The sequence below is a fragment of the Cutibacterium sp. LaCa_255 genome (assembly GCF_057458005.1).
On the sequence record NZ_CP190956.1, the window covers coordinates 1,053,225 to 1,080,136 of the forward strand.

Below are 26,912 nucleotides of genomic sequence, written 5' to 3' on the forward strand. Positions count from 1 at the left end.
ACAACCAAAGGAGGTTTCCGTGACCCTTGCAAGCTCGGAACTCAGCATCAGCCCACAGCGAGATCTTTACCCGCCGATCGAGCCTTATGACACCCGGATGGTCGATGTGGGTGATGGTCAACAGCTTTACGTCGAGCAGTGTGGCAACCCCAATGGCAAGCCGGCGGTCTTCCTGCATGGTGGCCCTGGCGGCGGTGGCGGTGTCGAGCGCCGTCGTTTCTTCGACCCCGAGGCCTACCGCATCGTCGTCCTCGACCAACGCGGTTGCGGCCTGTCGACCCCGCACATCGCCAAGGCTCGCACTCCGAAGGAGATGACCAGCAACACCACCTGGAAGCTCGTCGAGGATCTTGAGAAGATCCGTGAGCTGCTGGGTATTGAGCGCTGGCAGGTCTTCGGCGGATCCTGGGGATCGTGTCTGTCCCTGGCCTACGCCGAGAGCCATCCCGAGCGGGTGACCGAACTGGTGCTGCGCGGCATCTTCACTCTGCGTGAGCAGGAACTCGACTGGTATTACAACTTCGGTGCGTCCGAGGTGTACCCAGAGCTGTGGGACAAGTTCTGCGAGCCGCTGCGTCGAGCTGGACATGACTTCTCCCGCGACAACATCGCTGCCTACTACGACCTGCTCTGGGACGACGACCCCGATGTCCACGGCCCCGCCGCCGTGGCCTGGACGACCTGGGAGGGAGCGACCACCTCGCTTTCCTTCGACCCATCCCACGTCAAGGAGTTCTCCGATCCGGAGTTCGCGCTGGCCTTCGCCCGCATCGAGAACCACTACTTCGTCAACCACGGGTTCATGGTCGAGGGACAGCTGCTGCGCGATGCCCACAAGCTCGCCGACATCCCGACGATCATCGTCCAGGGCCGCTACGACATGTGCTGCCCGGACGTCACCGCTGTCGACCTGTCGAAGGCCCTGCCGAGCGCCGACCTGCGGATCGTGCTGGCCGGACACTCGGCCTTCGAGCCGCTCGTCGCCTCCGAACTGGTCAAGGCCACCGATCAGTTCCGCGGTTGAGATCTGACTCGTTGAGATCTGACTCCGGGAGGGCCGGCGTCGAGAGGTGCCGGCCCTCCCGGACTGTCCTCCAGACTGATCACCCGCGGAAACAGGGGACCGTCTCCAACTCCCCGGGCCATCCCCATTCCTGGACGGCCAGGTCTGCCGCCCGGCCACACATCCGGGCCAATTCCGGCGTCCGTCCGCGGTGGTCGGCCACCCACCGCCACCGCGAGACCAGACGTTGACGCCCGCTCCCGAACCGTCCGGAAGCCTCCCGTCGCCGCAACGGGCCCAGCGACAACTCGGTGGTTTGCAAGGTGGCCGCAGCCGCAGCCAGGGCAACCATGTCCTCACTCACCTCGGGGCCGACCTCCCGATACCCGGCCATGGCAGCTTCCCTGAAAAGCTTGCTCACCTGGCCAGAGTCGTCACAACTGACCCACGGAACCTGCAGATGTGCGAGATCGACCGCGGGATGATGGACGCTGCTGGCCTCGAAGTCGATGAAGGTGGCGTCACCCCCATCAGCGGGAATGACGATGTTTCCCGGACACGGATCAGCCTGGGTGAGGACGGCGTCATCCCCGCCTGCGAGCTCGGCGAACAGCTCGATCTCGGTCAACGCCTCCGCGCTGAGCACCCCGTCGTCCAACAGCTCAGCGAGTCTCGTCGCCCCACGCCCTGGCAGCCGAGGAGAGGCCGGACCGCCTGCGGACAGCGTCCCCGGATCGGCCTTCCTGATGAGTTGTCGGAAGGTCGCCACATCGGCCCCGCGCATCGTCGCCCCCAGTCCGCGTCCCCACGCCCGAGCGGCCTCCACAGCGGTATCAGGATCAGATCCGGACAGCACATCGGCCAAGGTCGTCATCTCGCCGAGATCGGCCATGACGATGACCCCGAGATCCAGGTCGGCGGCCAACAACCGTGGCGCCCCGGGGATCGTCGCCAATCCAGCCCATTCCCGCACGATCCCGAAACCGCCGGAGTTGTGGGCCATGGCCTTGGATCGAAAACACTTGGCAATGACGGTGTGGGCTCCCTCGCTGGCCACGGTGGAACCGTCCACCCAGCACCGAGCGACGCTGGTGCGCACCCCGTCGCGCAAGACCTCGTCAAGGGACAACTCCGTGCCCAGGACGAACGCGGCGTCGTCGAGCCAGCCCAGTCCCATCTCCACCTCCTGGCTACCGCGGCGATCAATACAGTCGTTGGCTACGTCTACAGTGGGAGAGTACACATTCGCGTCATACCGGAGAGAACCCTGACCACCACCTTGCACTCCCACAACACCGATACCGGCAACCCCGGCCCGGCGCGCCGAGTCGTGACGGTGCCCGCATCGATTCCCATGGTCACCCTGGTCGGCCCCAACGACGAGTTCCTCAAGCATCTCGAGGACGCCTTCGGTGCCGACATCCTGGTGCGAGGCAACGAGATTCACCTCGCCGGGCATCCCGCCGATCTTGCCGACGCCAACGACATCCTCACGGAGATGACCACCATCATCCGTACCGGGCAGGGACTGTCCGCCGACGACGTCGACCGGATCGTCGCGATGACCCGCAACGGGGAGGGGCCGGCCGAGATCATGACGGCCGACATCCTCAGTAGTCGTGGCAAGACGGTTCGCCCCAAGACCCTCAACCAGAAGCGCTACGTCGACGCCATTGACGCCCACACCGTCACCTTCGGCATCGGCCCCGCCGGTACCGGCAAGACCTACCTGGCGATGGCGAAGGCGGTCCAGGCCCTGCAGACTAAGCAGGTGAGCCGGATCATCCTCACCCGTCCGGCCGTGGAGGCGGGGGAGAAGATCGGCTTCCTGCCGGGCACCCTCTCGGAGAAGATCGACCCCTACCTGCGCCCGCTCTACGACGCCCTGCGCGACATGGTCGACCCGGACTCTATCCCGCGTCTCATCGGCGCCGGAACCGTCGAGGTGGCACCGCTGGCGTACATGCGTGGCCGCACCCTCAACGACGCCTTCGTCATCCTCGACGAGGCCCAGAACACCTCGCCCCAGCAGATGAAGATGTTCCTCACCCGTCTGGGGTTCGGATCCAAGATCGTCGTCACCGGCGACATTACCCAGGTCGACCTGCCCGGTGGGGTGAAGTCCGGCCTGCGAGTGGTGCAGGGCATCCTTGACGGCATCGATGACCTCGCCTTCTGCAACCTCACCAGCCGTGACGTCGTCCGTCACCGTCTCGTCGGCAAGATCGTCGCCGCCTACGACCGGTACGACACCGTCGCCGAGTCATACGGCCCCAGGAACCCGCGCAAGAACAGGAAGACCCGATGATCGACATCACCAATGAGTCCGGTTCCCCGGCCGATGAGGAGGGGCTCGTCGGACTGGCGACCTTCGCCCTCGACCGGCTCCGCATCCATCCCTCCTCGGAGCTGTCGATCATCCTCGTCGACGAGGACACGATGGAGGCCTACCACGAGAAGTTCATGGGCCTCCCCGGACCGACCGACGTGCTGAGCTTCCCCATGGACGAGATGCGTGCTCCCGGCGACGACGAGGACCCGCCGTCAGGTCTGCTCGGCGACATCGTGCTGTGCCCGACTGTCACGGCTCGGCAGGCGGCCGAGAACGGTCGTACCCCCGACGGGGAGGCGGAATACCTCCTCATCCACGGTTTGCTTCATCTGCTTGGCCACGACCACGCCGAGCCGGAGGAGAAGCGCGTCATGTTCGGACTCAACGACGAGATCATCGCCGCATGGGATGGTCATCGAGAACAGGCAGGCCAGCGGTGACGCAGCAGGAATGGGTCGTTCTTGCGATCGCCTTCATCTTCACGGTGTTGGCAAGCCTCAACGTGGCCATGGAGACGGCCCTTCAGCATATGTCCCACTCCAAGGCCGAGGAGCTGGCCGCCGATGGGCGGAAGCCTCACCTGCGAGTGCAGGACATGGTGGCCGATCCCGCCCCCTTCATCAACACCGCGATGCTGGTGAGAGTCATTTCCGAGGTGACGGCGACGGCCCTCGTCGCTCTCCTCATCTTCGGTCATTTCGATCTGCTCTGGCAGCAGGTGCTTGTCGTCGTGGCGATCATGGTCTTCGTCGATTTCTTGGCCTGGGGAGTGGCGCCGCGCACCCTGGGTCGCCAGCATGACACCGCCATCTGCACCTTCTGGTCGCGACCGTGGGGTGTGTTGGCGCAGATCCTTGGCCCGATCGCAGCCCTGCTCATCCTCATCGGCAATGCGCTGACCCCCGGAAAGGGATACGCCGAGGGGCCGTTCACCTCCGAGGCCGAGCTGCGCGAGATGGTCGACTACGCCGAGGCCTCCGACCTCATCGAGGCCGGCGAGCGCGAGATGATCCACTCGGTCTTCGAGCTGGGTGACACCCTCGCCAAGGAGGTCATGGTCCCGCGTACCGACGTCGTCTTCATCCCGCGGTCCAAGAACTTGCGTCAGGCCATGTCCCTGGCCCTGCGTTCCGGATTCTCCCGGGTCCCGGTCATTGGTGAGAGCCTCGACGATGTTCAGGGGGTCGTCTACCTCAAGGACCTCTCGCGTCGAGTTCTCGACAACCCTGAGGGCTACGCGTCCGAGACCGTCGAGTCGATCATGCGTCCGCCCGTCGTCGTTCCCGATTCCAAGCCGGTCGATCAGGTGCTGCGCGAGATGCAGCGTGACCGTAATCACCTCGTCATCGTCGTGGACGAGTTCGGTGGCACTGCTGGCCTGGTGACGATCGAGGACATCGTCGAGGAGATCGTCGGCGAGATCGTCGACGAGTACGACGCCGAGCCCACCCTCACCGAGGAGATCGAGGACGGAGTCTTCCGGATTTCCTCGCGTTTGCCGGTCGACGACCTGGGCGAGCTGTTCGACCTCAAGGTCGACGATGACGACGTCGAGACCGTCGGCGGCCTCATGGCCAAGGAATTGTCCGTCGTCCCGATCCCCGGATCTGTCATCATCTGGGAGGGGCTGGAGATCACCGCCGAGAAGGCAACCGGGCGACGTCACCAGGTGGACACCTGCCTGGTGAAGCGGGCCCCCGAGGAAACCCCCGATGAGGAGGACGACGATGAGTGACGACGAGATGCCCTCGCTGGCCTATCTCATGGACGGTGATGACGAGGAGATCTCCGACGTCGACTATGTGGCTGCCCGGGTGGCCGAGTCCACCCGCTCCGGGTTCCATTCCGGGTTCGTGTGCTTCGTCGGGCGCCCCAACGCCGGCAAGTCGACCCTGACGAATGCCTTGGTCGGCTCGAAGATTGCGATCGCCTCCTCGAAGCCCCAGACGACCCGCCACGTCATCCGCGGCGTCGTCACCGACGAGAACTCCCAGATCGTCGTCATCGATACCCCCGGACTCCACAAACCGCGCACCCTGCTGGGCCAACGCCTCAACGACCTCGTCTTCGACACCTGGACTCAGGTCGACGTCATTGGTGTGTGCCTGCCGTCCAACCAGCGGATCGGGCCGGGAGACACCTATCTCGTCAAGCAGATCGCCGACCTTCCCAGGAAGCCTGCACTCATCGCGCTGGCGACGAAATCGGATCTGGTCTCCTCGGCGCGGATGGTTGAGCACCTCACCGCCATCGACAAGCTGCAGGAAGAGGTCGGCATCGAGTTCGCCGCGATCGTCCCCTGTTCGGCGGTCTCCGGTGAGCAGGTCGACGAGGTGCACGACGTTATCGTCTCCCTGCTGCCAGAGGGGCCGGCCTACTACCCGGACGGAGAGGTCACCGATGAGCCGACCGAGACCCTCGTCGCCGAGCTCATCCGTGAGGCGGCTCTGGAGGGTGTACGCGAGGAGCTCCCGCACTCGCTGGCCGTGGAGATCGTGGAGATGGGGCTGCGTGAGGGAAGGCCGGAGGACCGTCCGCTGCTCGACGTCCACGCATCCCTCATCGTCGAGCGTGACTCTCAGAAGGGAATCATGATCGGTCACCGCGGATCCCACATCAAGGAGGTCGGCACCCAGGCCAGGCAGCAGATCTCTGCTCTGCTGGGGACGCCGACTCATCTGGACCTGCAGGTCAAGGTGCTGCCGAATTGGCAGTCCGACCCGAAGTACCTCAACCGGCTGGGGTTCTGAGACCGATGACGGCCTCATATGGCTGAGGCCGTCACCTCTCCGCCGACGATCGTCAGGTCACTGGTCAACCCTGCCAGTGTCTCCCCGGAGAGGTCGAAGGGGTTGGTGCCCACGGCGATGACGTCGCTCGGCCCGCCCTCGACCACCTCGGCGATCTGGCGAGTACTGGACAGCAAGGCATGGGAGACGGTGAGGGCATGCTCCATGTGCCATCCCGGGCGAAGGTCCCCGGTCCGCTCGACGGCCACCCGTACGGCACCCCATGGATCGACTGGGGAGACCGGGGCATCCGACCCCATTGCCAACTCGGCCCCGGCCTCCACCATGTCGGCGAATCGGAAGCAGCGATCGGCGCGGTCGGCCCACATGACGTCGGTGGCGTCACGATCATCGACCATGTGCAGGGGCTGGACGCTGGCTCGCACTCCCAACTTCGCGAACCGGGGGACATCGGAATCGGTGAGGACCTGGGCGTGCTCCACCGATCCCGAGATGCCGGTCGTCTCGAAGGCGTCGAGGACCTCCCGGACGGCGCGATCGCCGATGGCATGGGCCGCACACTGCAGGTTGGCGGCCTTCGCCCGTCTCATGAGCTCGACGAGGTCCTCAGGTGTGACCGAGTCGATTCCGGCCCCCTCAGGTCCACCACCCGATGGATATGAATCCATGCACCACGCGGTGCGCGTTGACATTGAGCCATCGACGATGACCTTGAGCGGGCCCATGGCGACCCGGCTGGGACCAGGCTTCTCAGTGATGGGGGACTGCCCGGTGGCCAGTCCTTGCGCGATCGCCTCGTCAAGACGCTCGGGGTAGACGCTCACCTCGACTCGCAGCGGACAGCGTCCATCTGCCTCGCGCCGCAGCCAGGTCTCGACGTCGGTGTCGAATTCCATGTCGCGGATGCCGACGACTCCCAGCCGAGCAGCCGCACCTCCGCAACTTCCGACCCAACCGTCCAGCACATGGGGATCGACATGGGAAAGCTGGGTCTGGATGTCGAAGCTGGCCTTCTCGCGGAAGAATCCGTCACCCTGGACGCCGAGTTCGCGCATCGCGGCGGTGTTGCACCACACCGAGTGCAGATCAGCCGAGACGAGGACGGCCGCCCGGTCGCCGGTCACGGCGTCGAGCTGCGCGGCATTCGGGTTCGAGTCCCACACCGAGGACCGGAAACCAAACCCTTGCAGGATGGGCTCGTCACTGTCCGCGCGTCGTTCCACGTGTGTCGCGACCTCGTCGAGGACCTGTTGGTAACCAGCGGTCTGGCTGACGAGGAATTTTCGGGATGCCAATGCCGACTGCCCGACGTGGACGTGCTCGTCCCACAGCCCGGGCATGAGGATGCGTCCGTCCAGGTCGACACGGCGCACGGCCTCCGAGGAATCAGCGGCACGTTGCCAGGCCTCCGGACCGACCGCGACGACGCGATCGGAGAGCAACACATCGGTGGGTTCGCCAGCGGACCCGTCAATCAGGTCGAGAATGCGGGCGTCGTGAAGCAGCAGCATGACCAGATGGTCCCACCGACGGCGGTCCATGTCAGACTTCGGACGATTTTGAGAGGAATCCCACGTTTCCACGACTGCGGTGTACTCTGACACACATGTCGCGCGCGTTCCTGCTTGTGTGCCGCAGCGAGACCCGTTGAAAGGGTGGCCTCCTCGCTGCGGGTGATCGGGCTGCCCGAGAAGTCACACACTTTCGGAGAGACCACTACTGATGACGCGAATTCAGCCCCTCCCCTGTCAGCTGGCCAGTCAGATGCCCATCGGTCGCTACCAGCCCTTCGTCCCGCAGAAGCTGCCTGACCGCACCTGGCCCGACAAGACCCTCGACCACGCCCCGCGCTGGCTGTCCACCGACCTGCGCGACGGCAATCAGTCCCTCATCGACCCCATGACCCTGGCTCGCAAGATGCGTATGTTCGAGCTGCTCATCGAGATGGGCTACAAGGAGATCGAGATCGGTTTCCCCTCGGCCTCCCAGACTGACTTCGACTTCGTCCGTCAGGTCGTCGAGTCCGGCATCGTCCCTGACGACGTCACTATCTCGGTCCTGACCCAGGCCCGTGAGGACCTCATCGAGCGCACCGCGCAGAGCCTCGTGGGCGCCCACCGCGCCACCATCCACATGTACAACGCGGTCGCCGAGCTCTTTCGCCGGGTCGTGTTCAAGATGGATGAGCAGCAGTGCATCGACCTGGCTCACCGGGGCACCGAGTGGGTCGTCAAGTACGCCGAGAAGTACCTGGACGACGTCGAGTTCGGTTACGAGTACTCCCCGGAAATCTTCAGCCAGACCTCCACGGACTTCGCCATCGAGGTCTGCCATTCCGTCATGGACGTCTGGCAGCCCGGTCCGGACCGCGAGATCATCCTCAACCTGCCGGCCACCGTCGAGATGAGCACCCCGAACACCTACGCCGACCAGATTGAGTACTTCTGCCGCAACATCCGTGACCGCGAGAACGTCTGCGTCTCCCTGCACCCGCACAACGACCGTGGCACCGCCGTCGCGGCCGCCGAGTTCGCTCAGATGGCCGGCGCCGACCGCGTCGAGGGCTGTCTCTTCGGCCACGGCGAGCGCACCGGCAACGTCGACCTGGTCACCCTGGGCATGAACCTCGTCAGCCAGGGAGTTGACGCCGGTATCGACTTCTCCGACATGCCCAAGATCCGCCGCACCGTCGAGTACTGCACCGGTCTGCCAGTGCCGGCCCGCCAGCCCTACTCCGGCGATCTGGTCTTCACCGCCTTCTCCGGTTCCCACCAGGACGCCATCAAGAAGGGTCTGGAAGACCTGGCCCGTCGCGCCGAGGACCAGGGCATTGACATCAACGAGATCGGCTGGGAGGCCCCGTACCTGCCCGTTGACCCGCACGATCTCGGCCGTACCTACGAGGCCGTCATCCGTGTCAACAGCCAGTCTGGCAAGGGCGGCATGGCTTACCTGATGAAGACTGAGCACCAGGTCGACCTGCCGCGTCGTCTGCAGATCGAGTTCTCCCGCGCGGTGCAGAACTACACCGACGACCAGGCTCGCGAGATCTCCCACGACGAGATCTGGGACCTGTTCAACCGCGAGTACCTGCAGGTGCCCGGTATCGAGCTGGTCAGCCGCACGACCTCCACGGAGTCTGGCTCCTACCAGCTCACCGCCAACCTGCGAAACAACGACGAGAACACCCAGGTCCATGGTGAGGGCAACGGTGCGGTCTCGGCATTCATCGACGCCCTGGCCTCCCTCGACGTCGCCGTCCAGGTGCTCGACTACTCCGAGCACGCCATGACGTCCGGCGGCACCGCGAAGGCCGCCGCCTACGTCGAGTGTGAGATCGGAGACGGCGAGACCTCGCAGATCCTCTGGGGTGTCGGAATCGATCCCGACATCACCCAGGCCTCCCTCAAAGCCGTTGTCAGCGCGGTGAATCGCTCCCGTCGCTGACCCAGCCAAGGATGGGCGACCAGCAGATCAGGCGGTGGGGTTGACCTCATTGGGGACGGCCCCGCCGAACCTGCGGTCCCGCTTCGCGTACTCCAGGACGGCGTCCCACAGGTCTCGGCGATCGACGTCGGGCCACAGCACGTCGGAGAACACCATCTCGGCGTAGGCCGACTGCCACAACAGGAAGTTCGATGTGCGCTGCTCTCCCGAGGAACGCCAGAACAGGTCGACGTCAGGAATCTCTGGCTCGTCGAGGTGAGTGCGGAAGCTCTTCTCAGTGATGTGATCCGGAGCGATCTTCCCCTCGGCCGCCAGCCTGGCGATGTCTCGCACCGCGTCGACGATCTCGGCGCGACCGCCATAGTTCACGCAGAACTGCAGGGTCAGGACGGTGTTGTCAGCTGACTGCTGCTCGGCCGACTCCAACTCCTTGATGACCGACTTCCACAACTTGGGGTGACGACCCGCCCAGCGGATACGCACCCCCATGGCGTCAAGCTGGTCACGACGACGATGGATGACGTCGCGGTTGAACCCCATCAACCAACGCACTTCGTCGGGGGAGCGCTTCCAGTTCTCGGTGGAGAAGGCGTAGGCGCTCAGGTAGGGGATGCCCATCTCGATGGCCCCCTCGATGACGTCGAAGAGGGCGTCCTCACCACGGGCGTGCCCCTCGGTTCGTTTGAGGCCGCGCTGCTTGGCCCACCGTCCGTTGCCGTCCATGACGATGGCGACATGTCGGGGGATGAGCTCCGGAGGTAGTTCCGGAGGACGAGCTCCGGACGGGTGCGGCAGCGGGCCGCGCTTCGGGGGTCGCGGTGTGGTGTGAGCCATGGGTCACAGCGTAGTGGCGTTGCGCTCGTCAGGGATCCGACGGTGGTGTTACAGCCGACGTCCCATGTTGCACAGACGGACCAGCAGCAACTGGCAAGCCTGTTTCGACCCTCACAGCGTCGTCCAGACGATGATGATTCCCGAGCCGAGACAGGCGATGATCGAGGCGACGCTAGTCCAATGGCCGATGCGTTCTCGAGTCCGTCCGGAGATACCCGAGGAATTGGGGCGCAGACGATCGACAACGATCGGCAGCCATGCCGGGATGAGGACGATCCACCACGTGACGATGAGGGTCAGGATGCGCACGATGAGTGGCAAGTCGGATGTTCCGATGCGCTGGCTTGACGAGATGAACAGTGGGATCGTCGTGAAGTTGGTGGCCATGCCGAGAGCACCCCAGGTGAACATGCCGTGCGCACCCGTGGATCGCGGACCCGACGATTTCTTGTGTCGGAATTTCTGGACGCGATGGGATCCCCATTTCTTCCACGCCAGATAACAGCCGAAGAGGAAGAGCAGAATGCCCAGTACACGGTCGACGGCGTGGGAGGCCAGCTGACGGGAGGCGAAGTCGGTGGCGGCACTTCCGAGCAAGCCAAAACTCGTGATGCCAATGGCGCCGAGCACCAGCCCTGCACCGGACACGAAGGCCCAACCATGGTTCTGTTTCTGGCCATGCACAGCGGCGCTGGCATTGAGGATCATGACCGGACTGACGGCTGCCACGAGCACCAGGTACCACACGCTGCCGAGCAGCGCGACGAAGGTATCCATGAGGCTTCTCCTGGTGGGGGTTCGCGACAACGTTACTGGGTGGGGGCATGCTCAGAGTCGGCGGACACCCTGAAAGGCCAGGCATGGCAGTTTTGCGCGGAGCATTTTCGGTTGCACACCGTGACTGGGAGACAATGGGGGTCATGCCCACCTACCGCGATCAAGCTGTCGTCCTGCGCACGCACAAGCTAGGTGAGGCCGATCGCATTGTCTCCATGCTGTCGCGGGAACACGGCAAGATTCGCGCAGTGGCCAGAGGTGTCCGACGCACCTCCAGCAAGTTCGGAGCCCGGCTGGACCCTTTCAACCTCGTCGATCTGCAGTTGGTGCAGGGACGAAACCTCGACGTCGTCGCTCAGGTGGAATGCCTTCACCCATATTCCGCGCCACTGCGTCAGGACTATGGGCTCTTCACGGCCGCAGAGGTCATGGTCGAGGCCGCCGATCACCTGGTCCCGGTGGATCGGGAGCCCGCCCCGGCCCAGTATCGGTTGCTCGCCGGTGCGCTGCGAGTTCTTGGCCGGGGGACGGCTGACGGTCCACGTCCACCTGAGATGGTGTTGGACTCCTACTTGTTGCGATCCTTGTCGGCGTCGGGATATGCCCCGGATCTGGTCGATTGCGTCCGCTGTGGAGCTCCCGGCCCGCACCCTGGGTTCTCGCCCAGCCTGGGCGGAGTGGTCTGCATCAACTGTCAGCCACCGGGCACGCCACATCCCCATGAGGAGACGATCGCCTACCTGCAGGCACTGCTGGTGGGGGACTGGCCTGCTACCCGTGAGGTGACGTGGCCGAGGATCCGGGAAGGATCGGGGCTCGTCGCCGCCTTCGTGTCCTGGCACATGGATCGAGGACTGCGTTCGATGCCGTTCCTGGAGCGTTGATCTGGTCTGGAGCCTGACCTCTGGCCACCTGCGGTGGCTACGACGACATCAATCACAACGTGCCGATTATCTCCACCGACACCAGCGGTCCGGTGAAAGCCAATCTGCTCAGTACCCACCCGGTGTGCAAGCAGGGCGACTACCGCGCCGTGATCTCCCCGGGACGAGGGACACCTTCAAGCCCTACGGGGCCTTCGAGGCGACCAGCACCACTGACCGGGAGATGCCGCTCACCCAGGCTGGTCGCCTTCCTGACGACCACGCCGCGTGGAATGACCAGGACACTAATTCCCATAAGTGGACCTGGAACGACACGAATCACCGTCAGAACGCGGGACTGTCCTGAGCTGTCAAAGATAGCGGGAGGCCGGCGTGATGTCGGCCTCATGTTTGTGTGTTCTTGTACGGACTATCAGGTTTCGCGAATGGGTTTGGCGCGCGGGATTCGAGCATCGACGACCCACCAACCATTGCGCAGACCAATGGAGATCTCACCACGGAGCAGGGAGACCCGCTCCTTGAGTCGCGCAATACCCATCCCGGTGGAACGGACGGGTTCAATCTCGGATTCGGTAACCGGATTGGAAACGGTGACGACGACGCCATCGCCATCGTCTCGGACAATGATCTTTGCCGTGGTCGGGCCATTGTGTTTGATCGCGTTCGCGGTCGACTCGTCGAGGATTCGGTTGACGGCGTCGGAAACACTCACTGGCATTGGTTCACAATCAACCGACCAATCGACGTGCCATCCCAAGGTTTCAAGGCGCGTCACCATGGCTGCCACGGTGGCCTCGACGGAGTCCTCGTGGGTGGGGGAGGACACCAGCGGAAGATTCTGGTTTCGCAGCACCAGGAGCAGGCGCTGAAGGTCGTCGAGGGCCGTCCGGGAGGTCGTCTCAATGGACTTCGACGCCGTGATGACGTCTTCGTCAGCGGTATTGAGACGAAGGGAACCCGCCAGCATGGTGATGACGGTGAGGTCCTTGGCCACGACGTCGTGGAGCTCGGCTGCCAGCTGTTGGCGCTCTTCCTCGCGGGCGTGGGCGGCCTGTTTGAGGGCGTCAGCTGCTTGCTCCTCCGCCTGTTCGCGGCGGTGATCGAGCCAGCGGAATGCAGAGCCGAATCCGACACCGATTCCGCATGCGAGGCCTGAGACCAATAGGATGGAAGCCAATCGCGTTTCATGAGTGGTCGCTCGAACTATGACGACAGTGGCTCCGATAATAATCGGAATGAAATGGCGTCTTAGGCCGTGTTGGCTGGCGAAGAATGCAAGCACGACCAGCAGGGGGATGCTAAATGCGATGTTTCCTGCGGCTACGCTACTGACCAGGCCGACGAGGAGTAGCAACTCCTGTAGTACAGGACGCCCCCAGCACAGCAAGGCCACCGTGGTGAAGACGTAGGTGGCTGCCATCCAGATCAGCGTACTGCTGCATCGGTGAGTTACGACAGCCACACGAAGATCGTCCGCACCGGAAAACACCAGCACAGTGATGACGGTAACCGTGATACCAAAGGTTCGACTGCTCCCTTTGGAAATGAGGCGACGCCCAGGCGAATCACTATTCATTTAATGTGCTTCCATATGGCCCAGACGGCCCTCATATTGGGTATGGGTGCCGGATCAGTAGTAACACCAATCAGGGTAGATGCTGCACAAGCCGTCCATAACTCCCTCGGCATGTGCCTTTGGCTGCGTATTGACGGCGTTCTGGACAGGGGCGGACTCGGCGGAGGCCTGAGCGGGGACTGCCATCGAGAAGGAGCTAACTGCTAAGGCAGCCACGATGCCGGTGATGATTTTCTTCATGGGCACAATGTATCCCTTCGGAGGGGCCACCTACAACGGGATGCAGAGAGTCGCGCGGATGTCACTGACACGTGCAGCGACATGCTGTGCGCATGGGCCGGTTGGCCGCGCACATGGCCCGGAATGTGGCCTGACTTTGATCATTTGTTCGTCAGTGGCGCTGGGTCGAACCCGCTGTCATGGGGGCTGCTCAGACATGCGAGGATGGTAACCAGCGTAAGGAGGTGCGATGTCAGTTCGAGTCGTTGTCACTGACGATCATCCGATCATGAGGCAGGCCCTCGCGGGCTATTTCTCCCGCGTCGAGGAGATGGAGGTCGTCGGCCAGGCCTCCAACGGTCGTGAAGCCGTCGAGCTCGTTGACCAGCTGTTGCCCGACGTCGTCCTCATGGACCTCAAGATGCCTGAGATGGACGGTCTGACGGCCACCCGAATGATCGTCTCCCGCCATCCTTCTGTTCGCGTCGTCGCCCTGACCACCTTCGCCCGCCGGGACATCGTCGTCGAGGCCATCCTTGCCGGTGCCGCCGGATATCTCCTCAAGGAGTCCGAGCCCGAAGCCGTCATCGCTGGGGTACGCGCCGTCATGGCCGGTCAGGTGACCGTCTCACCAGAGATCGCCCGAGGGGTTGTCGAGACCTTCTCGGCCCAGGTTGGGGGGAAGGCAACACCTCGTCATGTCGACATGAACCCGGTGGAACTCTCCAACGCCGACGACGACGTCCTCAAGCTTCTCGCCGAGGGGCTGTCGAACGCTGTCATCGCGGAAGAACTGTGCCTCAGTGAGTCTGCCGTCAAACAGCGTATTGGTCATCTGGCGAAGAAACTGGGAGTGCGAAGCCGTCTCGAGGTGCTGGTGCGAGCCTGCGAGCTGGGTCTCGTCACCCCGCGGCTGCGCCGCTGATCAGGAATTGTCGCGCGTTGTCGAGCATTCCGAGCAGATCCCGAACAACTCCAATTCGTGTCCGGTCTCGCTGAACCCGTGCTTGGCAGCGATGTCGCGCGCCCAGTCCTCCAGGATTTTCTCCGGGCCAATCTCGACAGCCTTGCCGCAATTACGGCACACCAAATGGTGGTGGTGAGCTGAGGAACAGCGTCGGTAGGTCATCTCGCCATCCTCGGAGCGGATGGCATCGAGTTCGCCGTCCTCGGCCATCGTCTGCAAGTTCCGGTAGACCGTGGCCAGACCGACCTGGTCCCCCCGTTCCCTCAGTTGGTCGTGGACCTGCTGGGCAGTGAGGAAGAACGACTCGTCGTCAAACAGAGCACGAATGGCAAGGCGCTGTTTGGTCGTACGCCGCTGATTCTCCACCATGATCACCTCACTGCTGGGCGTGGAATTGCCTCAAATGTACCCCAGCGTCTTGTGGATGACCCCGGGTGCACCATCTCGGACGGCTCCGAGGCGGGGTTGGTGGTGATTGCTGCCGCGTGGTTACCGGTAGGCTGGTCAATGGCCTCGCTGCCTGGACATGTAGATCCGTCGGTGGCGCTGCCCGCGTGGACACCATCCGGGTGTCCACTCCAATGAGGACTTGGAAGAAAGGGACGGCTGTGGCCTCCACCAGCACACTCGACAACGTCATCAACCTTTGCAAGCGTCGCGGATTCGTGTTCCCCTGCGGCGAGATCTACGGCGGCACCCGGGCGGCCTGGGATTACGGCCCATTCGGCGTCGAGCTTAAGGAGAACATCAAGAGGCAGTGGTGGCGTTACATGGTCACCTGTCGTGACGACGTCGTCGGCCTTGACTCGTCGGTCGTCCTGCCCCGCGATGTGTGGGTCGCGTCCGGCCACGTCGGCGTCTTCAATGACCCGTTGACCGAGTGTCTGTCGTGTCACAAGCGTATGCGTGCTGACCATCTTCAAGAAGGCCACGCCGCCAAGCACGGGATCGGCGATCCGGACTCCGTCCCTCTGGGGGAGATCAACTGTCCCAACTGTGGCAACAAGGGCCAGTGGACCGAGCCCCGTGACTTCAACATGATGCTCAAGACTTACCTCGGCCCGGTCGAGGACGAGTCCGGTCTGCACTACCTGCGTCCCGAGACCGCCCAGGGTATCTTCGTGAACTTCCAGAACGTGCTCACCAGCGCTCGTAAGAAGCCGCCGTTCGGTATTGCTCAGACCGGTAAGTCCTTCCGGAACGAGATCACCCCCGGGAACTTCATCTTCCGCACCCGCGAGTTCGAGCAGATGGAGATGGAGTTCTTTGTCGAGCCCGGCACCGACGAGGAGTGGCACCAGTACTGGATTGACAACCGCACTGCCTGGTACACCGACCTCGGTATCAACCCCGACAATCTGCGTCACTACGAGCACCCCAAGGAGAAGCTCTCCCACTACTCGAAGCGTACCGTCGACATCGAGTACAAGTTCGGGTTCGCCGGTTCCGACTGGGGCGAGCTCGAGGGCATCGCCAACCGCACCGATTTCGACCTGGGCACCCATTCGAAGCATTCTGGCAAAGACCTGTCCTACTACGACCAGGCCAACAACAAGCGTTACCTGCCTTATGTTATTGAGCCGGCGGCTGGTCTTACTCGTTCGCTCATGGCGTTCATGGTTGACGCGTACACTGAGGATGTGGCTCCGAATGCCAAGGGTGGGGTTGATAAGCGTACTGTCCTGAAGCTGGATCCGCGTCTCTCGCCGGTCAAGGCTGCTGTGCTGCCGCTCAGCCGTAATTCCGATTTGTCTCCGAAGGCTCGCGATCTGGCGGCTCGCCTGCGTCAGTACTGGAACGTCGACTTCGACGATGCTCAGGCCATTGGTAAGCGTTACCGTCGCCAGGATGAGATCGGTACTCCGTTCTGTGTCACTGTGGACTTCGATTCCCTCGAGGATGACGCTGTGACGATCCGTGAGCGCGACACCATGGCTCAGGAACGCATCGCCATCGACAAGGTCGAGGAGTTCCTCGCCGGGAGGTTGCTCGGCTGCTGATCCTCTGGTCAGACCAATCCGACTGACAGTGGGGCCGGGGTATCCATCTCAGGTATCCCGGCCCCGGTGCGTCTTAGGAAAACGTCGTCCTTTAGGCTGTTCGGACAGCAGTGAAAGGGTGATGACTCCATGAGCGTGCCTGACGTTCGAGAGCGACGTGAACTTGAGCGCGGGGGGGATGCCGTGGCCATTCGTGCGCGCAGCGCAGCGCGTCCCTCCAACGTCACACTGAAATTGATCATGGCCATCACGGGGACGATCTTCGCGTTGTTCGTCTTCGTGCACATGGTCGGAAACCTCAAGGCCTTCATGGGCGCAGACGACTACAACGCCTACGCGGAGTTTCTCCGCACGGTCCTGTACCCACTGTTCCCCATAGGTGGGGTGCTGTGGTGCTTCCGGATCGTGCTACTCGTCTGTCTGGTCCTGCATGTGTGGGCCGGTCTGACGATCTGGGCAAGGGGTCGACGAGCCCGCGGAAAGTTTTCCCGGCACAACATGAAGGCGTTGGGATGGGGGGCCCGCACGATGGTGCTGTCGGGCATTGTCATCTTGGCCTTCGTCGTGGTGCACATCCTTGACCTGACCTTGGGTAAGGGTGTCGCGTCCGCGTCCTTCCAGGGGCCGGTCAACGAGGGAACTCCTGACATCCAGATCACCGCGTACCAGAACCTCATCGCCAGTCTGTCGCGGCCGTGGATGGCGATCTTCTACACCGTCGTCATGATCATCATCGGGTTGCACATCTGCCAAGGCGTGCGCAACACCATCAATGACTTCGGCGGAACCGGCCGTCGTCTCCGCGCCGTCTGGACGGTGATTGGCCTGCTCATCGCACTGGCCATCGTGGTGTGCAACGGCGCACTTCCCATGCTCATTCTCGCCGGGGTGATCTCATGAAAAACGTCATTGGTGCCATCATCAAGCCTCTTGAGAAGATTGCCGGACGTCACGGTGAGGTGACTGTCGACGAGCCGGCCAAGGAACTTGTCAAGCCCGAGCAACCTCAGCCACGTCAGGCTGAGGTGAGCGTGCCGAGACGAGCAGCCCGCAAGGGTTCCAAGGCCCGCGACAACCTTGGGCCGGCTCAGAAGAAGGCCGGATACCTCGTAGGGGACGAGCTTGACGGCAAGGCCCCCGAGGGGGACCCGCTGACCGCGTGGACCCGTCGTCAGAGCGAGTACAAGCTGGTCAACCCCGCCAACCGACGCAAGATGAACGTCATCGTGGTGGGAACTGGACTGTCCGGTTCCGGCGTCGCCGCGACCCTGGGGCAGCTCGGCTACCACGTCGACTCCTTCTGCTTCCACGACTCGCCGCGTCGGGCCCACTCGGTGGCCGCTCAGGGCGGTATCAACGCCGCTCGGTCCCGCAAGGTTGACGGCGACTCCCTCAAGAGGTTCGTCAAGGACACCGTCAAGGGAGGCGACTACCGAGGCCGTGAGGCCGATGTCGTTCGACTCGGCACCGAGTCTGTACAGGTCATCGACCACATGTATGCCATCGGCGCTCCGTTCGCCCGCGAGTACGGCGGTCAGTTGGCCACCCGATCCTTCGGCGGCGTGCAGGTCTCTCGCACCTACTACACCCGTGGTGAGACTGGTCAGCAGCTCGAGGTTGCCTGTTCCCAGGCCTTGCAGGCCCAGATCGACGCCGGATCGGTGACGATGCACAACCGAACCGAGATGCTCGACCTCATCGTCGCCGACGGCAAGGCTCAGGGCATCGTCACTCGTGACCTGCTCACCGGTGAGGTCAGGGCTTGGACGGCTCACGTCGTCATCCTGTGCACCGGCGGATACGGGTCGGTCTACCACTGGTCGACCCTGGCCAAGGGATCCAACGCCACCGCGACCTGGCGGGCTCACCGTCAAGGTGCCTACTTCGCCAGCCCTTGTTTCGTGCAGTTCCACCCGACCGCCCTGCCGGTCAGTTCGTACTGGCAGTCCAAGACGACCCTCATGAGTGAGTCGTTGCGCAATGACGGCCGGATCTGGGTGCCGCGGAAGGCCGGTGACGAACGTCCGGCGAACGACATCCCGGAGGAGGAGCGTGACTACTACCTGGAGCGCAAGTACCCGGCCTTCGGCAACCTGACGCCTCGTGACGTCGCCTCCCGCAACGCCAGGACTCAGATCGACAGCGGCCACGGTGTGGGTCCGCTCAAGAACTCGGTGTACCTGGACTTCCGGGATGCCATCCAGCGTCTGGGTAAGAAGACCATTGCGGAGCGTTACGGAAACCTCTTCGACATGTACCTCGATGCCACCGGGGAGAACCCCTACGAGGTGCCGATGCGTATCGCCCCGGGAGCCCACTTCACAATGGGTGGCCTGTGGGTCGATTACGACCAGATGAGCACCATCCCGGGTCTGTTCGTCGGTGGTGAGGCCTCGAACAACTACCACGGCGCCAACCGGCTGGGAGCCAACTCCCTGCTGTCGGCCAGCGTCGACGGGTGGTTCACCCTGCCCCTGACGGTGCCGAACTACCTGGCCGGATTCGTCGGGAAGCCAGTGCTGCCGCTGGATGCTCCCGAGGTCACCGCGGCCATCGAGAGGGTCCGGAAGCGCACCGATGCCCTACTCAATTGTGGGGGGACCCACCGTCCGGAGTGGTTCCATCGCAAGCTGGGCGACATCCTCTACGAGCACTGCGGGGTCTCGCGTGACGAGTCGGGCCTCCTCGAGGGTCTGTCCAAGGTGCGTGAGCTGCGTGAGGAGTTCTGGCGCGACGTCAGAGTCGTCGGAAGTGGTGACCGACTCAACCAGGAACTGGAGAAGGCTGGCCGGGTCGCCGACTTCATCGAGCTCGGCGAGGTCATGATCCTCGACGCCCTGGATCGCCGGGAATCGGCTGGTGCGCACTTCCGCACCGAATACGCCACCGAGGCTGGCGAGGCCAAACGTAATGACGACGACTGGTGCGCGGTCTCGGCGTGGGAGACACGGCCCGACGGCACCCAGGTTCGCCACAGCGAGCCGCTGACGTTCTCGTTGATCGATCTGCAGGTGAGGGATTACCGATGAGGGTGACATTGGATATTTGGCGTCAGGACGGCCCGAAGGCCAAGGGACGTTTCGAACGCCACGTCGTGGAGGACGCCGAGCCGGAGTGGAGCATCCTCGAGTTGCTCGACCGGCTCAACGACCAGATCGTCGAGAATGACGGTGACCCGATCGTCTTCGAGTCCGACTGCCGCGAGGGAGTGTGTGGCTGCTGCGGATTCGTCGTCAACGGCAAGCCGCACGGGCCGCTGCCGAACACCCCGGCGTGCCGTCAGCACCTCAGGGCCTTCCCCGAGATCACCCACTTCAAGATCGAACCCTTCCGCTCGGCGGCCTTCCCGGTCATCCGTGACCTGGCCATCGATCGCTCGAGCCTGGACCGCCTGGTGCAGGCCGGCGGAACCGTCGACGTCATGACGGGAACCGCTCCCGACGCCGACTCGGTGCCCCAGCCGCACAAGGAGGCCGAGCAGGCCCTCGACTTCGCATCCTGCATCGGATGCGGAGCCTGCGTGGCTGCCTGCCCGAACGGTGCTGCCATGCTTTTCGCCGGCGCGAAACTCTCGCACCTGGCGATGATGCCGCAGGGTCGTCAGGAGCGCTCGAAGCGAGCGCGTCGCATGGTCAATGCCCTCGACGAGAATTTCGGCCCCTGTTCCCTCTACGGGGAATGCGTCGAGGCCTGCCCGGTGAGCATCCCGTTGGTTGCCGTTGCCCGGGTCAATCGGGAGCGCTGGCGTGCCGGGTTCCGTGGGGCGCGCAGCAAGGACAACTGATTGGAAAGGTCAGCTGAGACGACGAGAGGGCTGGTATCCGTGACGGGTACCAGCCCTCTCGCGTGATGTGTACGGGATCCGGCTCAGTCGAAGTCCAGACCCAGGTCGAGCACCGGGGCGGAATGGGTGATGGCACCCACCGCTATGTAGTCGACCCCGGTCGCGGCCACATCCTTGGCTCGGTCGAGTGTCAGGCCACCAGAGGCTTCGGTGATGACACCGCGGGGCCGACAGATGCTGACTGACTCCGTCATGAGGGAGTCGTCCATGTTGTCGAGCAGAATCGTCGTCACACCTGCCTCGACGGCCTCGCGCACCTGGTCGACGGTGTCACACTCCACCTCGCAGACGATATCGGGCTGGTGGGATCGCACCGCTTCGACAGCGGCCGTCAGAGACCCGGCCACGGCGATGTGGTTGTCCTTGACGAGGGCAGCATCCGACAGTCCCATGCGATGGTTGAGCCCACCTCCGCAGCGCACCGCGTACTTGTCGAGGTCACGCAGACCGGGGACGGTCTTGCGGGTGTCGCGGACCTTGGTGTCGGTGCTTGCCAGGGCATCAACCCACTGGGAGGTGGCCGTCGCCACTCCGGAGAGATGACTGGCCAGGTTGAGCATGGTGCGCTCTGCCACCAGCAGGGTGCGCAGCGGCCCCGAGACGGTCGCGACGGCGTCGCCGGGGGAGACCCGGGTGCCGTCGTCGTGGTGGGTGGTGAACTCGACATTGGTTCCGGTGCGGTTGGCGAGGAGGTGCAGCACGGCAGCGGCGACTGGAACCCCGGCCAGGCAGCCGTTTTGACGAGCTCTGATGTCGGCTCGGCCGGCGGCCCCACCGAAGATCGACTCGGTGGTGACGTCAGTTCCGCCGCGCAGGTCCTCGTCCAGACAGGCCTCGATGGTTCTGACGACGAGGTCGGGATCGAGCCCGCGTTCGGAGATGGTGCGGACCAGATCGTGCGGCAGTGCGGTCATGCGATGCTCCTCTCCTGGCTGCGCGTGATGACCGTCGGACGTCCACCGACGAGGCGCAGGTCAGTGTGCAGCTGGAAGGACGGGTTCTGACCCGGATGATCGCTGCGGCGATGAGCTCCCCGGGACTCCGTGCGCCACAGGGCCGCGATCGCCAGGGTTGTCGCGACCAGAGCGGCATTGGTCGCGGTGAGGGTGGCGTCTTCGAGCCCCTCGGTGGGAGTCATCCGGTGCAGGTCTCGGAGGGCTCGCTGCAGACCGGTGGCATTGCGACTGATGAAGACGTCGCGGTCCATGATGGCCTGCACGGACTCCAGATGCTCGCCCGGTAGCCAGCGACGATGGCGCAGCTGCTCAGGGACGTGGGACGTCGGGGAGAGCGGGCCAGTGGGACTGGTGGAGCAGCGTCCGCTGCGCTCGCCAGCGATGAGGGCCTCGGTCAAGGAATTCGAGGCCAGACGATTGGCCCCGTGAACTCCTGTGCAGGCAGCCTCGCCGACGGTCAGCAGGCCGGGGACCGAGGTGCGTCCATCCATGCCGGCGGCGATGCCACCGCAGTGGTAATGAGCTCCTGGAGCGACCGGGATCGGCTCGGTACAAGGGTCGATGCCGTGTTCTCGACAGCTGGTCAGGATCGTCGGGAAGCGATGCCGCCACATGTCCTCGCCGAACCCGGTCGCGTCGAGGAGTACGTGGTCAGATCCGGTGGCGATCATGGCCTCGTGCTCGGCGGCGGAGACGATGTCGCGGGGTGCGAGGTCGGCGAGCGGGTGGACTCCGGTCATGATGCGACGACCGTTGACGTCCAGGAGGACGGCACCCTCGCCGCGCACCGCCTCCGAGATGAGGGGAGATCGGCCCTCGTTCCCGGGGAGGAAGAGAACGGTGGGGTGGAATTGCATGAACTCGGGGTTGCGGATCGTCAGTCCGGCGCGCAGGGCTGCCGCCATCCCGTCACCGGTACACACCGAGGGGTTGGAGGTGGCCGACCACAGCGCTCCGATGCCCCCGGTCGCCAGTACGACGCAACGCGCCGGAATCATCACCGCATTTCCGTCAGACAGAGCCGTCACACCGCATACATCCCCATTCGGACCGATGATGAGGTCGATGAGACGGGTACCCGTCAGGACGGTGATCCCGGTTCCCTCCAACTGAGCGCTGAGGCACTGATGGACCTCGTGTCCGGATCGGTCGCATTCGGCATGGAGAACTCGACGAGCATGGTGGCCCCCTTCGAGGTGGAGATCCGGCTCGCCATCGGCCCCGGTGTCGAAGTGAGCTCCGAGGCCCATGAGATGACGCAGGGCTCCCGGGGCGTGGTGGACCAGGTCGTCGACGTTGTCGCGGTGGCACAGCCCAGCACCTGCCGCGAGGGTGTCGTCGAGATGGAGGGAGAAGGAGTCATCCTTGCCCCAGACCGCAGCCAGACCACCCTGCGCCAGATCGGTGGAGGAGTCGTCTATCCCCTCGCGGGTCATGATCGTCACGGAGCGCCCGATCTCGGCAGCGGCCAGAGCGCAGGACAGGCCCGCGGCTCCGCTGCCGACGACGAGAACGTCGCATTGATGCTCAGGCATGAGCCGACTCCTTGACGGGGGCGGCCGTCCCGCCGATGGCGATCATGCGCTCAACGGCTCTGCGAGCCTTCTCGGCCAGGGCGGGATCGACGGTGACGGCCTCGGCCCCGGTCTCCAGGCAGCGCAGCAGTTTCTCCGGAGTGATCATCTTCATGAAGGGGCAGACGGCATCCGGGTTGACCGCGGTGAAGGTGGTGCCGGGATTGGCCTGACGCAGCTGGTGGAGCATGCCGGTCTCGGTGGCGACCAGGACGTGGCTATTGCGGGTGGCGCGGGCGGCATCGAGCATTCCGCCGGTCGACAACACATGGGTACGATCCTGGGGAAGGTCGCCGTTTCTGGTCAGCCACAGGGCGCTGGTCGTGCAGCCACACTCGGGGTGGATGTAGAGGTCGGCCTCGGGATTGGCCTTGACCTGGTCACACAGCTCGGTGGGGGAGATGTCGGCGTGCACGTGGCACTCGCCCATCCAGACGTGGATGTTGTGGCGTCCGGTCATGCGGCGCACATGGGCACCGAGGAACTGGTCAGGACCGAAGAGGATCTCCTGGTCGGCAGGTAGGGAGTTGACGACGTCGACGGCATTGGAGCTGGTGCAGCAGATGTCGGACTCGGCCTTCACCTCGGCGGTGGTGTTGACGTAGGTGACGACGGCAGCGTCGGGATGCTCGGCCTTCCAGGCCCGCAGCTGTTCGACGGTGAGGGAGTCGGCCAGGGAGCAGCCGGCCTGGGCGTCAGGGATGAGGACGGTCCTGTCGGGGCACAGCAGGGCAGCGGTCTCGGCCATGAAGTGGACCCCAGCCAGCACGATGGTGCTTGCCGAGCTCTTGGCGGCCAGGCGCGCGAGGGCCAGGGAGTCGCCGACGTGGTCAGCCACGTCCTGGATCTCGGGGGCCTGGTAGTTGTGGGCGAGGATGATCGCGTCGCGCTCCTTTGCGAGGCGACGGACAGTGTCGGCCCAGGTCGAGGAAACTCGGGTAGTGGCGCAGTCGGTGGTCACGGGAACGACTCCTTTCAGGTAATCGACGTCTAGCCTAGAACTACTCGTCTCGGAGACGAAAATGGGATCGTCGAGGCATCCGGATAAGCTGACTCCGTGATGACAACGGCTCACGGAGACGCCGGAGATTCCGCCCCGCGTCCGACCTATCGAGACCAGCGCGGGGTGGCGAAGTATCGTCACGAGGTGCTGGTCGTCGTCGTCAGGGTCGCGGGGGATGATCTCGAGGTAGTGGTCAAAGATCGTGCTCGCGAACCGTTCACCGGGATGCCTGCTCTGCCCGGTGGGCCACTCGAGGTCTGTGAGACCATGGAGCAGGCCGTCGTCCGCCACCTCAAGGGTCTGTTGGACGTCTCACTGTTGGGCCACCACGAGCAGTTGTCCACGCGCTCCGAGCCGGGACGTGACCCCTTCGAGAGGACGGTCGCGACGACATACCTCGGTCTGGTGGCCCCCGGCGTCGAGGCTGGCGGGGGAGCGCGCTGGCTGCCTGTGCGGGAGTCCGTACCGATGGCCTTCGACCACGCGCAGGCCGTCGAGGAAGCCGTCGTCAGACTGCGTGGCAAGATCTCCTACACCAACATCGCCCATGCCCTTGCGCCTGCAGAGTTCACCCTGGCCCAGTTGCGCGACATCTATTGCGCTTGTCTGGGCCATGACGTCGACGTCACGAACCTCTCACGAGTGCTGCGTCGCCGTGGCCAGATCGTCAAGACCGGTCACCTAGAGGAGTCGGGGGAAAGAGGAGGCCGGCCACCGGCCACCTGGACCTTCACCCGACACGACTACGAGGTCACCGATCCCTTCGCCGTGCTGCGCCCGGCGTCACGGGACAACCTCACGGGACAATGAGTCTTGAGGCCTGACTGAACCCTTGCGACCCAGTGGCTCAACCAGACGCCTCAGCTGAGTTCAACGCGTGCGCGCGGCCGTCCGTCGCACTTGAAGACCAGTGAGGATCATCTGGGCTCCAAGACATGCGCCGACACCCTCACCGGCTCGCATCCGCAATTCCATGAGGGGTTCCACCCCAAGCTCGGCCAGCACGGCTTGGTGAGCGTGCTCCCGGGACGCGTGGGAGGCGACGAGCCAGCCGTGAAGACCTGGCGAGAGCTTGGTGGCGATGAGGGCTGCGACGCTGGTGGCCAGCCCGTCCAGGACGACGGGGGACCCGGCCTGGGCGGCCCCTAGACACACTCCGGCGAGGACGACGAACTCCGGTCCGCCGAGGGATGCCAGGAGATGCTCGGGGTCGTTGGGGCCGGCCTGGGTGCGGGCCAGCGCAGCTGTGATGACATCAGCCTTGCGCTCAACCATGGCGGTGTCGCTGCTGGCTCCTAGGCCGACGGCCTTCGTGGGATCCAGACCGGTGAGGGCGCAGGCCAGAGCCGTGGCAACGGTGGTGTTTCCGACACCGACCTCTCCCAGGCACACCAGGCCGGCCTCGGCAGCCTCCTTGCCCAGGGCCCGACCATCGCGCAGCAGGGCCTCGACCTGGGCTGGGGTCATGGCGTCGGTATGCAGAAGATCACCGCGTTCTCCGGGAACGCGCATGGAGCGAGCACCCTCCACTGGCTGTGCGACACCGGCGTCAACAACGAGATGGGAGAGCTCGGCGGCCGTGGCCGTCGACACGCCGAGCCCCGTTCCGGCAACCGAGGCAGCCATGGCGTCATGGGTCACTGTGGGGTCGAAGGCCGTCACCTCCAGGTCGGCGACCGGGTGGTCCGCCCCGACGAGGACGAGGGTGCCGCCCGTGATCTCAGTTCCGCCTGCGGCTTCGACGCGGTCCAGGGTCTGGTCGAGCAGGCCGAGAGATCCAGGCGGGGTGAGGAGCTGGTCGGCATCGTCGTGGGCTGCTACCACCCGATGGCGGTCAGGTGAGTGCAGGGTCTCCCGAAGAGCAGAGACGGGGGCCTCGGGCTGATCGTCGTCGGGCCAGCGATCGGCCAGGGTGACGTCGGCCAGCGGGAGCCGACGGGACCAGCCGCGTCGCTCGAGTCCCGGGGCCGGGGGACGTTCGTCAGGCCACCCCAGGCACAACCAGCCGAGGGTCTCCACCCCCTCGGGCAGGTGAAGCAGGGCGGCGAGTTCCTCTGGCTGGAAGAGGGTCACCCATCCCATTCCGAGTCCGTGGGCGCGGGCAGTCAGCCACATGTTCTCCACGGCGCAGGCACAACTCCACATGTCGGCGTCGGTGAAGGTGTTGCGTCCCAGCACCCCTGACGCCGGGGTGCGACGATCGCAGGCCACGACGACGCCGACCGGGGCCTCACGGATCCCCTCGAGCTGGAGATCGAGGAGCCGGGCGCGACGATCCGGGGTCAGCAAGTCGGCCTGACGCAGTCGCTCCCGGTCGGCCATGACGGCGGCACGATCGCGGGTGTCGGCGTCACGCACCACGATGAACCGCCACGGCTGGCTGTGACCGACGCTGGGGGCGCGGTGGCCAGCCCACAGGACGGTATTGACGAGGTCTTCGGGGACGTCGTCGTTGCGGTAACGACGGATGTCACGGCGGGCGTCGATGGCGGTGTCGAGCCCCTGCTGCACCTGGTCACCCAGGGACCACCCAGCGGGATCAGCGGCGCGAGTGGCCGAGGAGGTGGTGTCGCCGATCCGGGGGATCGGGCGGGCCCAACGCTCGCTGGTGGATGCGGTCTCATCAGGGGTGCTCACAGCACGAGGGTAGTGGGAAGCCCGTCGCGGCTCGTCGCCGGGATGGTGTGGCGAGGCCGTTTGCGGCGGCTTGTGGTGCCACGGGGCGGGCACGACGGTTTCGGTCGAG

The 26,912-nt window shown here is 64.5% G+C and carries 24 protein-coding genes; 13 read left to right on the plus strand and 11 right to left on the minus strand.

Going from position 1 to position 26,912, the window contains the following annotated elements; all coding sequences use genetic code 11:
• The first annotated feature begins 19 nt into the window (after positions 1 to 19).
• Positions 20 to 1,024 (plus strand): prolyl aminopeptidase, encoded by a 1,005-nt coding sequence (gene pip / locus ACP8ML_RS04685; protein WP_117189551.1) that lies wholly within the window; start codon positions 20 to 22, stop codon positions 1,022 to 1,024.
• Positions 1,025 to 1,103: 79 nt separating this feature from the next.
• Here pip and ACP8ML_RS04690 read toward each other — a convergent pair whose 3' ends face one another.
• Entirely contained in the window at positions 1,104 to 2,246 is a 1,143-nt protein-coding gene (locus ACP8ML_RS04690) for a phosphotransferase family protein (protein ID WP_171048635.1), read from the minus strand.
• A 36-nt stretch (positions 2,247 to 2,282) separates the two neighbouring features.
• Between ACP8ML_RS04690 and ACP8ML_RS04695 the strand changes: the two genes are divergently transcribed.
• Genes ACP8ML_RS04695 through era form a run of 4 tightly spaced genes read left to right on the plus strand, consistent with a single transcriptional unit; the run spans position 2,283 to position 6,085 of the window.
• Positions 2,283 to 3,311, plus strand: coding sequence for a PhoH family protein (locus ACP8ML_RS04695; RefSeq protein WP_486703044.1), 1,029 nt, complete (start codon positions 2,283 to 2,285; stop codon positions 3,309 to 3,311).
• Complete coding sequence (ybeY, locus tag ACP8ML_RS04700; RefSeq protein ID WP_063280017.1) at positions 3,308 to 3,775, plus strand: rRNA maturation RNase YbeY; 468 nt, start codon at positions 3,308 to 3,310, stop codon at positions 3,773 to 3,775. Before ACP8ML_RS04695 ends, ybeY begins: the two co-directional genes overlap by 4 nt.
• The gene (locus tag ACP8ML_RS04705) at positions 3,772 to 5,070 is read left to right on the plus strand and encodes a hemolysin family protein (RefSeq protein WP_016667429.1); all 1,299 of its coding nucleotides are present in this window, start codon (positions 3,772 to 3,774) and stop codon (positions 5,068 to 5,070) included. The genes ybeY and ACP8ML_RS04705 overlap by 4 nt, the downstream gene beginning before the upstream one ends.
• Complete coding sequence (gene era, locus ACP8ML_RS04710; RefSeq protein ID WP_016667430.1) at positions 5,063 to 6,085, plus strand: GTPase Era; 1,023 nt, start codon at positions 5,063 to 5,065, stop codon at positions 6,083 to 6,085. Before ACP8ML_RS04705 ends, era begins: the two co-directional genes overlap by 8 nt.
• 14 nt (positions 6,086 to 6,099) lie before the next feature.
• Here era and ACP8ML_RS04715 read toward each other — a convergent pair whose 3' ends face one another.
• Positions 6,100 to 7,596: an amidohydrolase gene (locus ACP8ML_RS04715; RefSeq protein ID WP_486703045.1), complete on the minus strand. Its 1,497-nt coding sequence runs from the start codon at positions 7,594 to 7,596 to the stop codon at positions 6,100 to 6,102.
• A gap of 211 nt (positions 7,597 to 7,807) precedes the next feature.
• Here ACP8ML_RS04715 and leuA point away from each other — a divergent pair, with 211 nt between their 5' ends.
• The gene (gene leuA / locus ACP8ML_RS04720; protein WP_117189552.1) at positions 7,808 to 9,532 is read left to right on the plus strand and encodes a 2-isopropylmalate synthase; all 1,725 of its coding nucleotides are present in this window, start codon (positions 7,808 to 7,810) and stop codon (positions 9,530 to 9,532) included.
• Positions 9,533 to 9,559: 27 nt separating this feature from the next.
• On the opposite strand, the gene ACP8ML_RS04725 is transcribed toward leuA, so the two are convergent.
• Positions 9,560 to 10,255 carry an isoprenyl transferase gene (locus ACP8ML_RS04725; RefSeq protein WP_065672839.1) on the minus strand — a complete coding sequence of 232 codons (696 nt, stop codon included), beginning with the start codon at positions 10,253 to 10,255 and terminating at the stop codon, positions 9,560 to 9,562.
• Between the two features lie 222 nt (positions 10,256 to 10,477).
• Positions 10,478 to 11,143: a hypothetical protein gene (locus ACP8ML_RS04730; protein WP_065672616.1), complete on the minus strand. Its 666-nt coding sequence runs from the start codon at positions 11,141 to 11,143 to the stop codon at positions 10,478 to 10,480.
• 143 nt (positions 11,144 to 11,286) lie between these two features.
• Between ACP8ML_RS04730 and recO the strand changes: the two genes are divergently transcribed.
• Positions 11,287 to 12,027 (plus strand): DNA repair protein RecO, encoded by a 741-nt coding sequence (gene recO / locus ACP8ML_RS04735; RefSeq protein WP_117189620.1) that lies wholly within the window; start codon positions 11,287 to 11,289, stop codon positions 12,025 to 12,027.
• Between the two features lie 412 nt (positions 12,028 to 12,439).
• Here recO and ACP8ML_RS04740 read toward each other — a convergent pair whose 3' ends face one another.
• Both ACP8ML_RS04740 and ACP8ML_RS04745 read right to left on the minus strand, forming a co-directional pair.
• A complete protein-coding gene (locus ACP8ML_RS04740) occupies positions 12,440 to 13,603 on the minus strand; it encodes a sensor histidine kinase (protein ID WP_065672617.1) in 1,164 nt (387 codons plus the stop codon).
• Positions 13,604 to 13,657: 54 nt separating this feature from the next.
• Positions 13,658 to 13,843, minus strand: a complete 186-nt coding sequence (locus ACP8ML_RS04745) for a hypothetical protein (RefSeq protein WP_065672618.1) — start codon at positions 13,841 to 13,843, stop codon at positions 13,658 to 13,660.
• A gap of 229 nt (positions 13,844 to 14,072) precedes the next feature.
• Between ACP8ML_RS04745 and ACP8ML_RS04750 the strand changes: the two genes are divergently transcribed.
• Positions 14,073 to 14,747 (plus strand): response regulator, encoded by a 675-nt coding sequence (locus tag ACP8ML_RS04750; RefSeq protein WP_065672619.1) that lies wholly within the window; start codon positions 14,073 to 14,075, stop codon positions 14,745 to 14,747.
• On the opposite strand, the gene ACP8ML_RS04755 is transcribed toward ACP8ML_RS04750, so the two are convergent.
• Positions 14,748 to 15,158, minus strand: a complete 411-nt coding sequence (locus ACP8ML_RS04755) for a Fur family transcriptional regulator (RefSeq protein ID WP_065672841.1) — start codon at positions 15,156 to 15,158, stop codon at positions 14,748 to 14,750.
• Between the two features lie 212 nt (positions 15,159 to 15,370).
• Between ACP8ML_RS04755 and ACP8ML_RS04760 the strand changes: the two genes are divergently transcribed.
• From ACP8ML_RS04760 to ACP8ML_RS04775, 4 genes are all read left to right on the plus strand, one after another.
• Positions 15,371 to 16,789, plus strand: coding sequence for a glycine--tRNA ligase (locus ACP8ML_RS04760; protein WP_117189621.1), 1,419 nt, complete (start codon positions 15,371 to 15,373; stop codon positions 16,787 to 16,789).
• A gap of 129 nt (positions 16,790 to 16,918) precedes the next feature.
• Positions 16,919 to 17,689, plus strand: coding sequence for a succinate dehydrogenase cytochrome b subunit (locus ACP8ML_RS04765; protein ID WP_004811651.1), 771 nt, complete (start codon positions 16,919 to 16,921; stop codon positions 17,687 to 17,689).
• Positions 17,686 to 19,818, plus strand: coding sequence for a fumarate reductase/succinate dehydrogenase flavoprotein subunit (locus tag ACP8ML_RS04770; protein WP_065672621.1), 2,133 nt, complete (start codon positions 17,686 to 17,688; stop codon positions 19,816 to 19,818). Before ACP8ML_RS04765 ends, ACP8ML_RS04770 begins: the two co-directional genes overlap by 4 nt.
• Positions 19,815 to 20,573 carry a succinate dehydrogenase/fumarate reductase iron-sulfur subunit gene (locus ACP8ML_RS04775; RefSeq protein ID WP_004811649.1) on the plus strand — a complete coding sequence of 253 codons (759 nt, stop codon included), beginning with the start codon at positions 19,815 to 19,817 and terminating at the stop codon, positions 20,571 to 20,573. Before ACP8ML_RS04770 ends, ACP8ML_RS04775 begins: the two co-directional genes overlap by 4 nt.
• 83 nt (positions 20,574 to 20,656) lie before the next feature.
• Here ACP8ML_RS04775 and nadC read toward each other — a convergent pair whose 3' ends face one another.
• The 3 genes from nadC to nadA are packed head-to-tail and all read right to left on the minus strand — an operon-like array spanning position 20,657 to position 24,124.
• On the minus strand, positions 20,657 to 21,547 hold the full coding sequence (gene nadC, locus ACP8ML_RS04780) for a carboxylating nicotinate-nucleotide diphosphorylase (protein WP_065672622.1): 891 nt from the start codon (positions 21,545 to 21,547) through the stop codon (positions 20,657 to 20,659).
• Complete coding sequence (nadB, locus tag ACP8ML_RS04785) at positions 21,544 to 23,124, minus strand: L-aspartate oxidase (RefSeq protein ID WP_117189554.1); 1,581 nt, start codon at positions 23,122 to 23,124, stop codon at positions 21,544 to 21,546. The genes nadC and nadB overlap by 4 nt, the downstream gene beginning before the upstream one ends.
• Complete coding sequence (gene nadA, locus ACP8ML_RS04790) at positions 23,117 to 24,124, minus strand: quinolinate synthase NadA (protein WP_117189555.1); 1,008 nt, start codon at positions 24,122 to 24,124, stop codon at positions 23,117 to 23,119. Before nadA ends, nadB begins: the two co-directional genes overlap by 8 nt.
• Positions 24,125 to 24,223: 99 nt before the next feature.
• On the opposite strand from nadA, the gene ACP8ML_RS04795 reads away from it, so the two are divergent.
• Entirely contained in the window at positions 24,224 to 24,976 is a 753-nt protein-coding gene (locus tag ACP8ML_RS04795) for an NUDIX hydrolase (protein WP_117189556.1), read from the plus strand.
• Positions 24,977 to 25,036: 60 nt separating this feature from the next.
• On the opposite strand, the gene bluB is transcribed toward ACP8ML_RS04795, so the two are convergent.
• The gene (gene bluB / locus ACP8ML_RS04800; RefSeq protein WP_117189557.1) at positions 25,037 to 26,803 is read right to left on the minus strand and encodes a 5,6-dimethylbenzimidazole synthase; all 1,767 of its coding nucleotides are present in this window, start codon (positions 26,801 to 26,803) and stop codon (positions 25,037 to 25,039) included.
• Positions 26,804 to 26,912 lie beyond the last annotated feature (109 nt).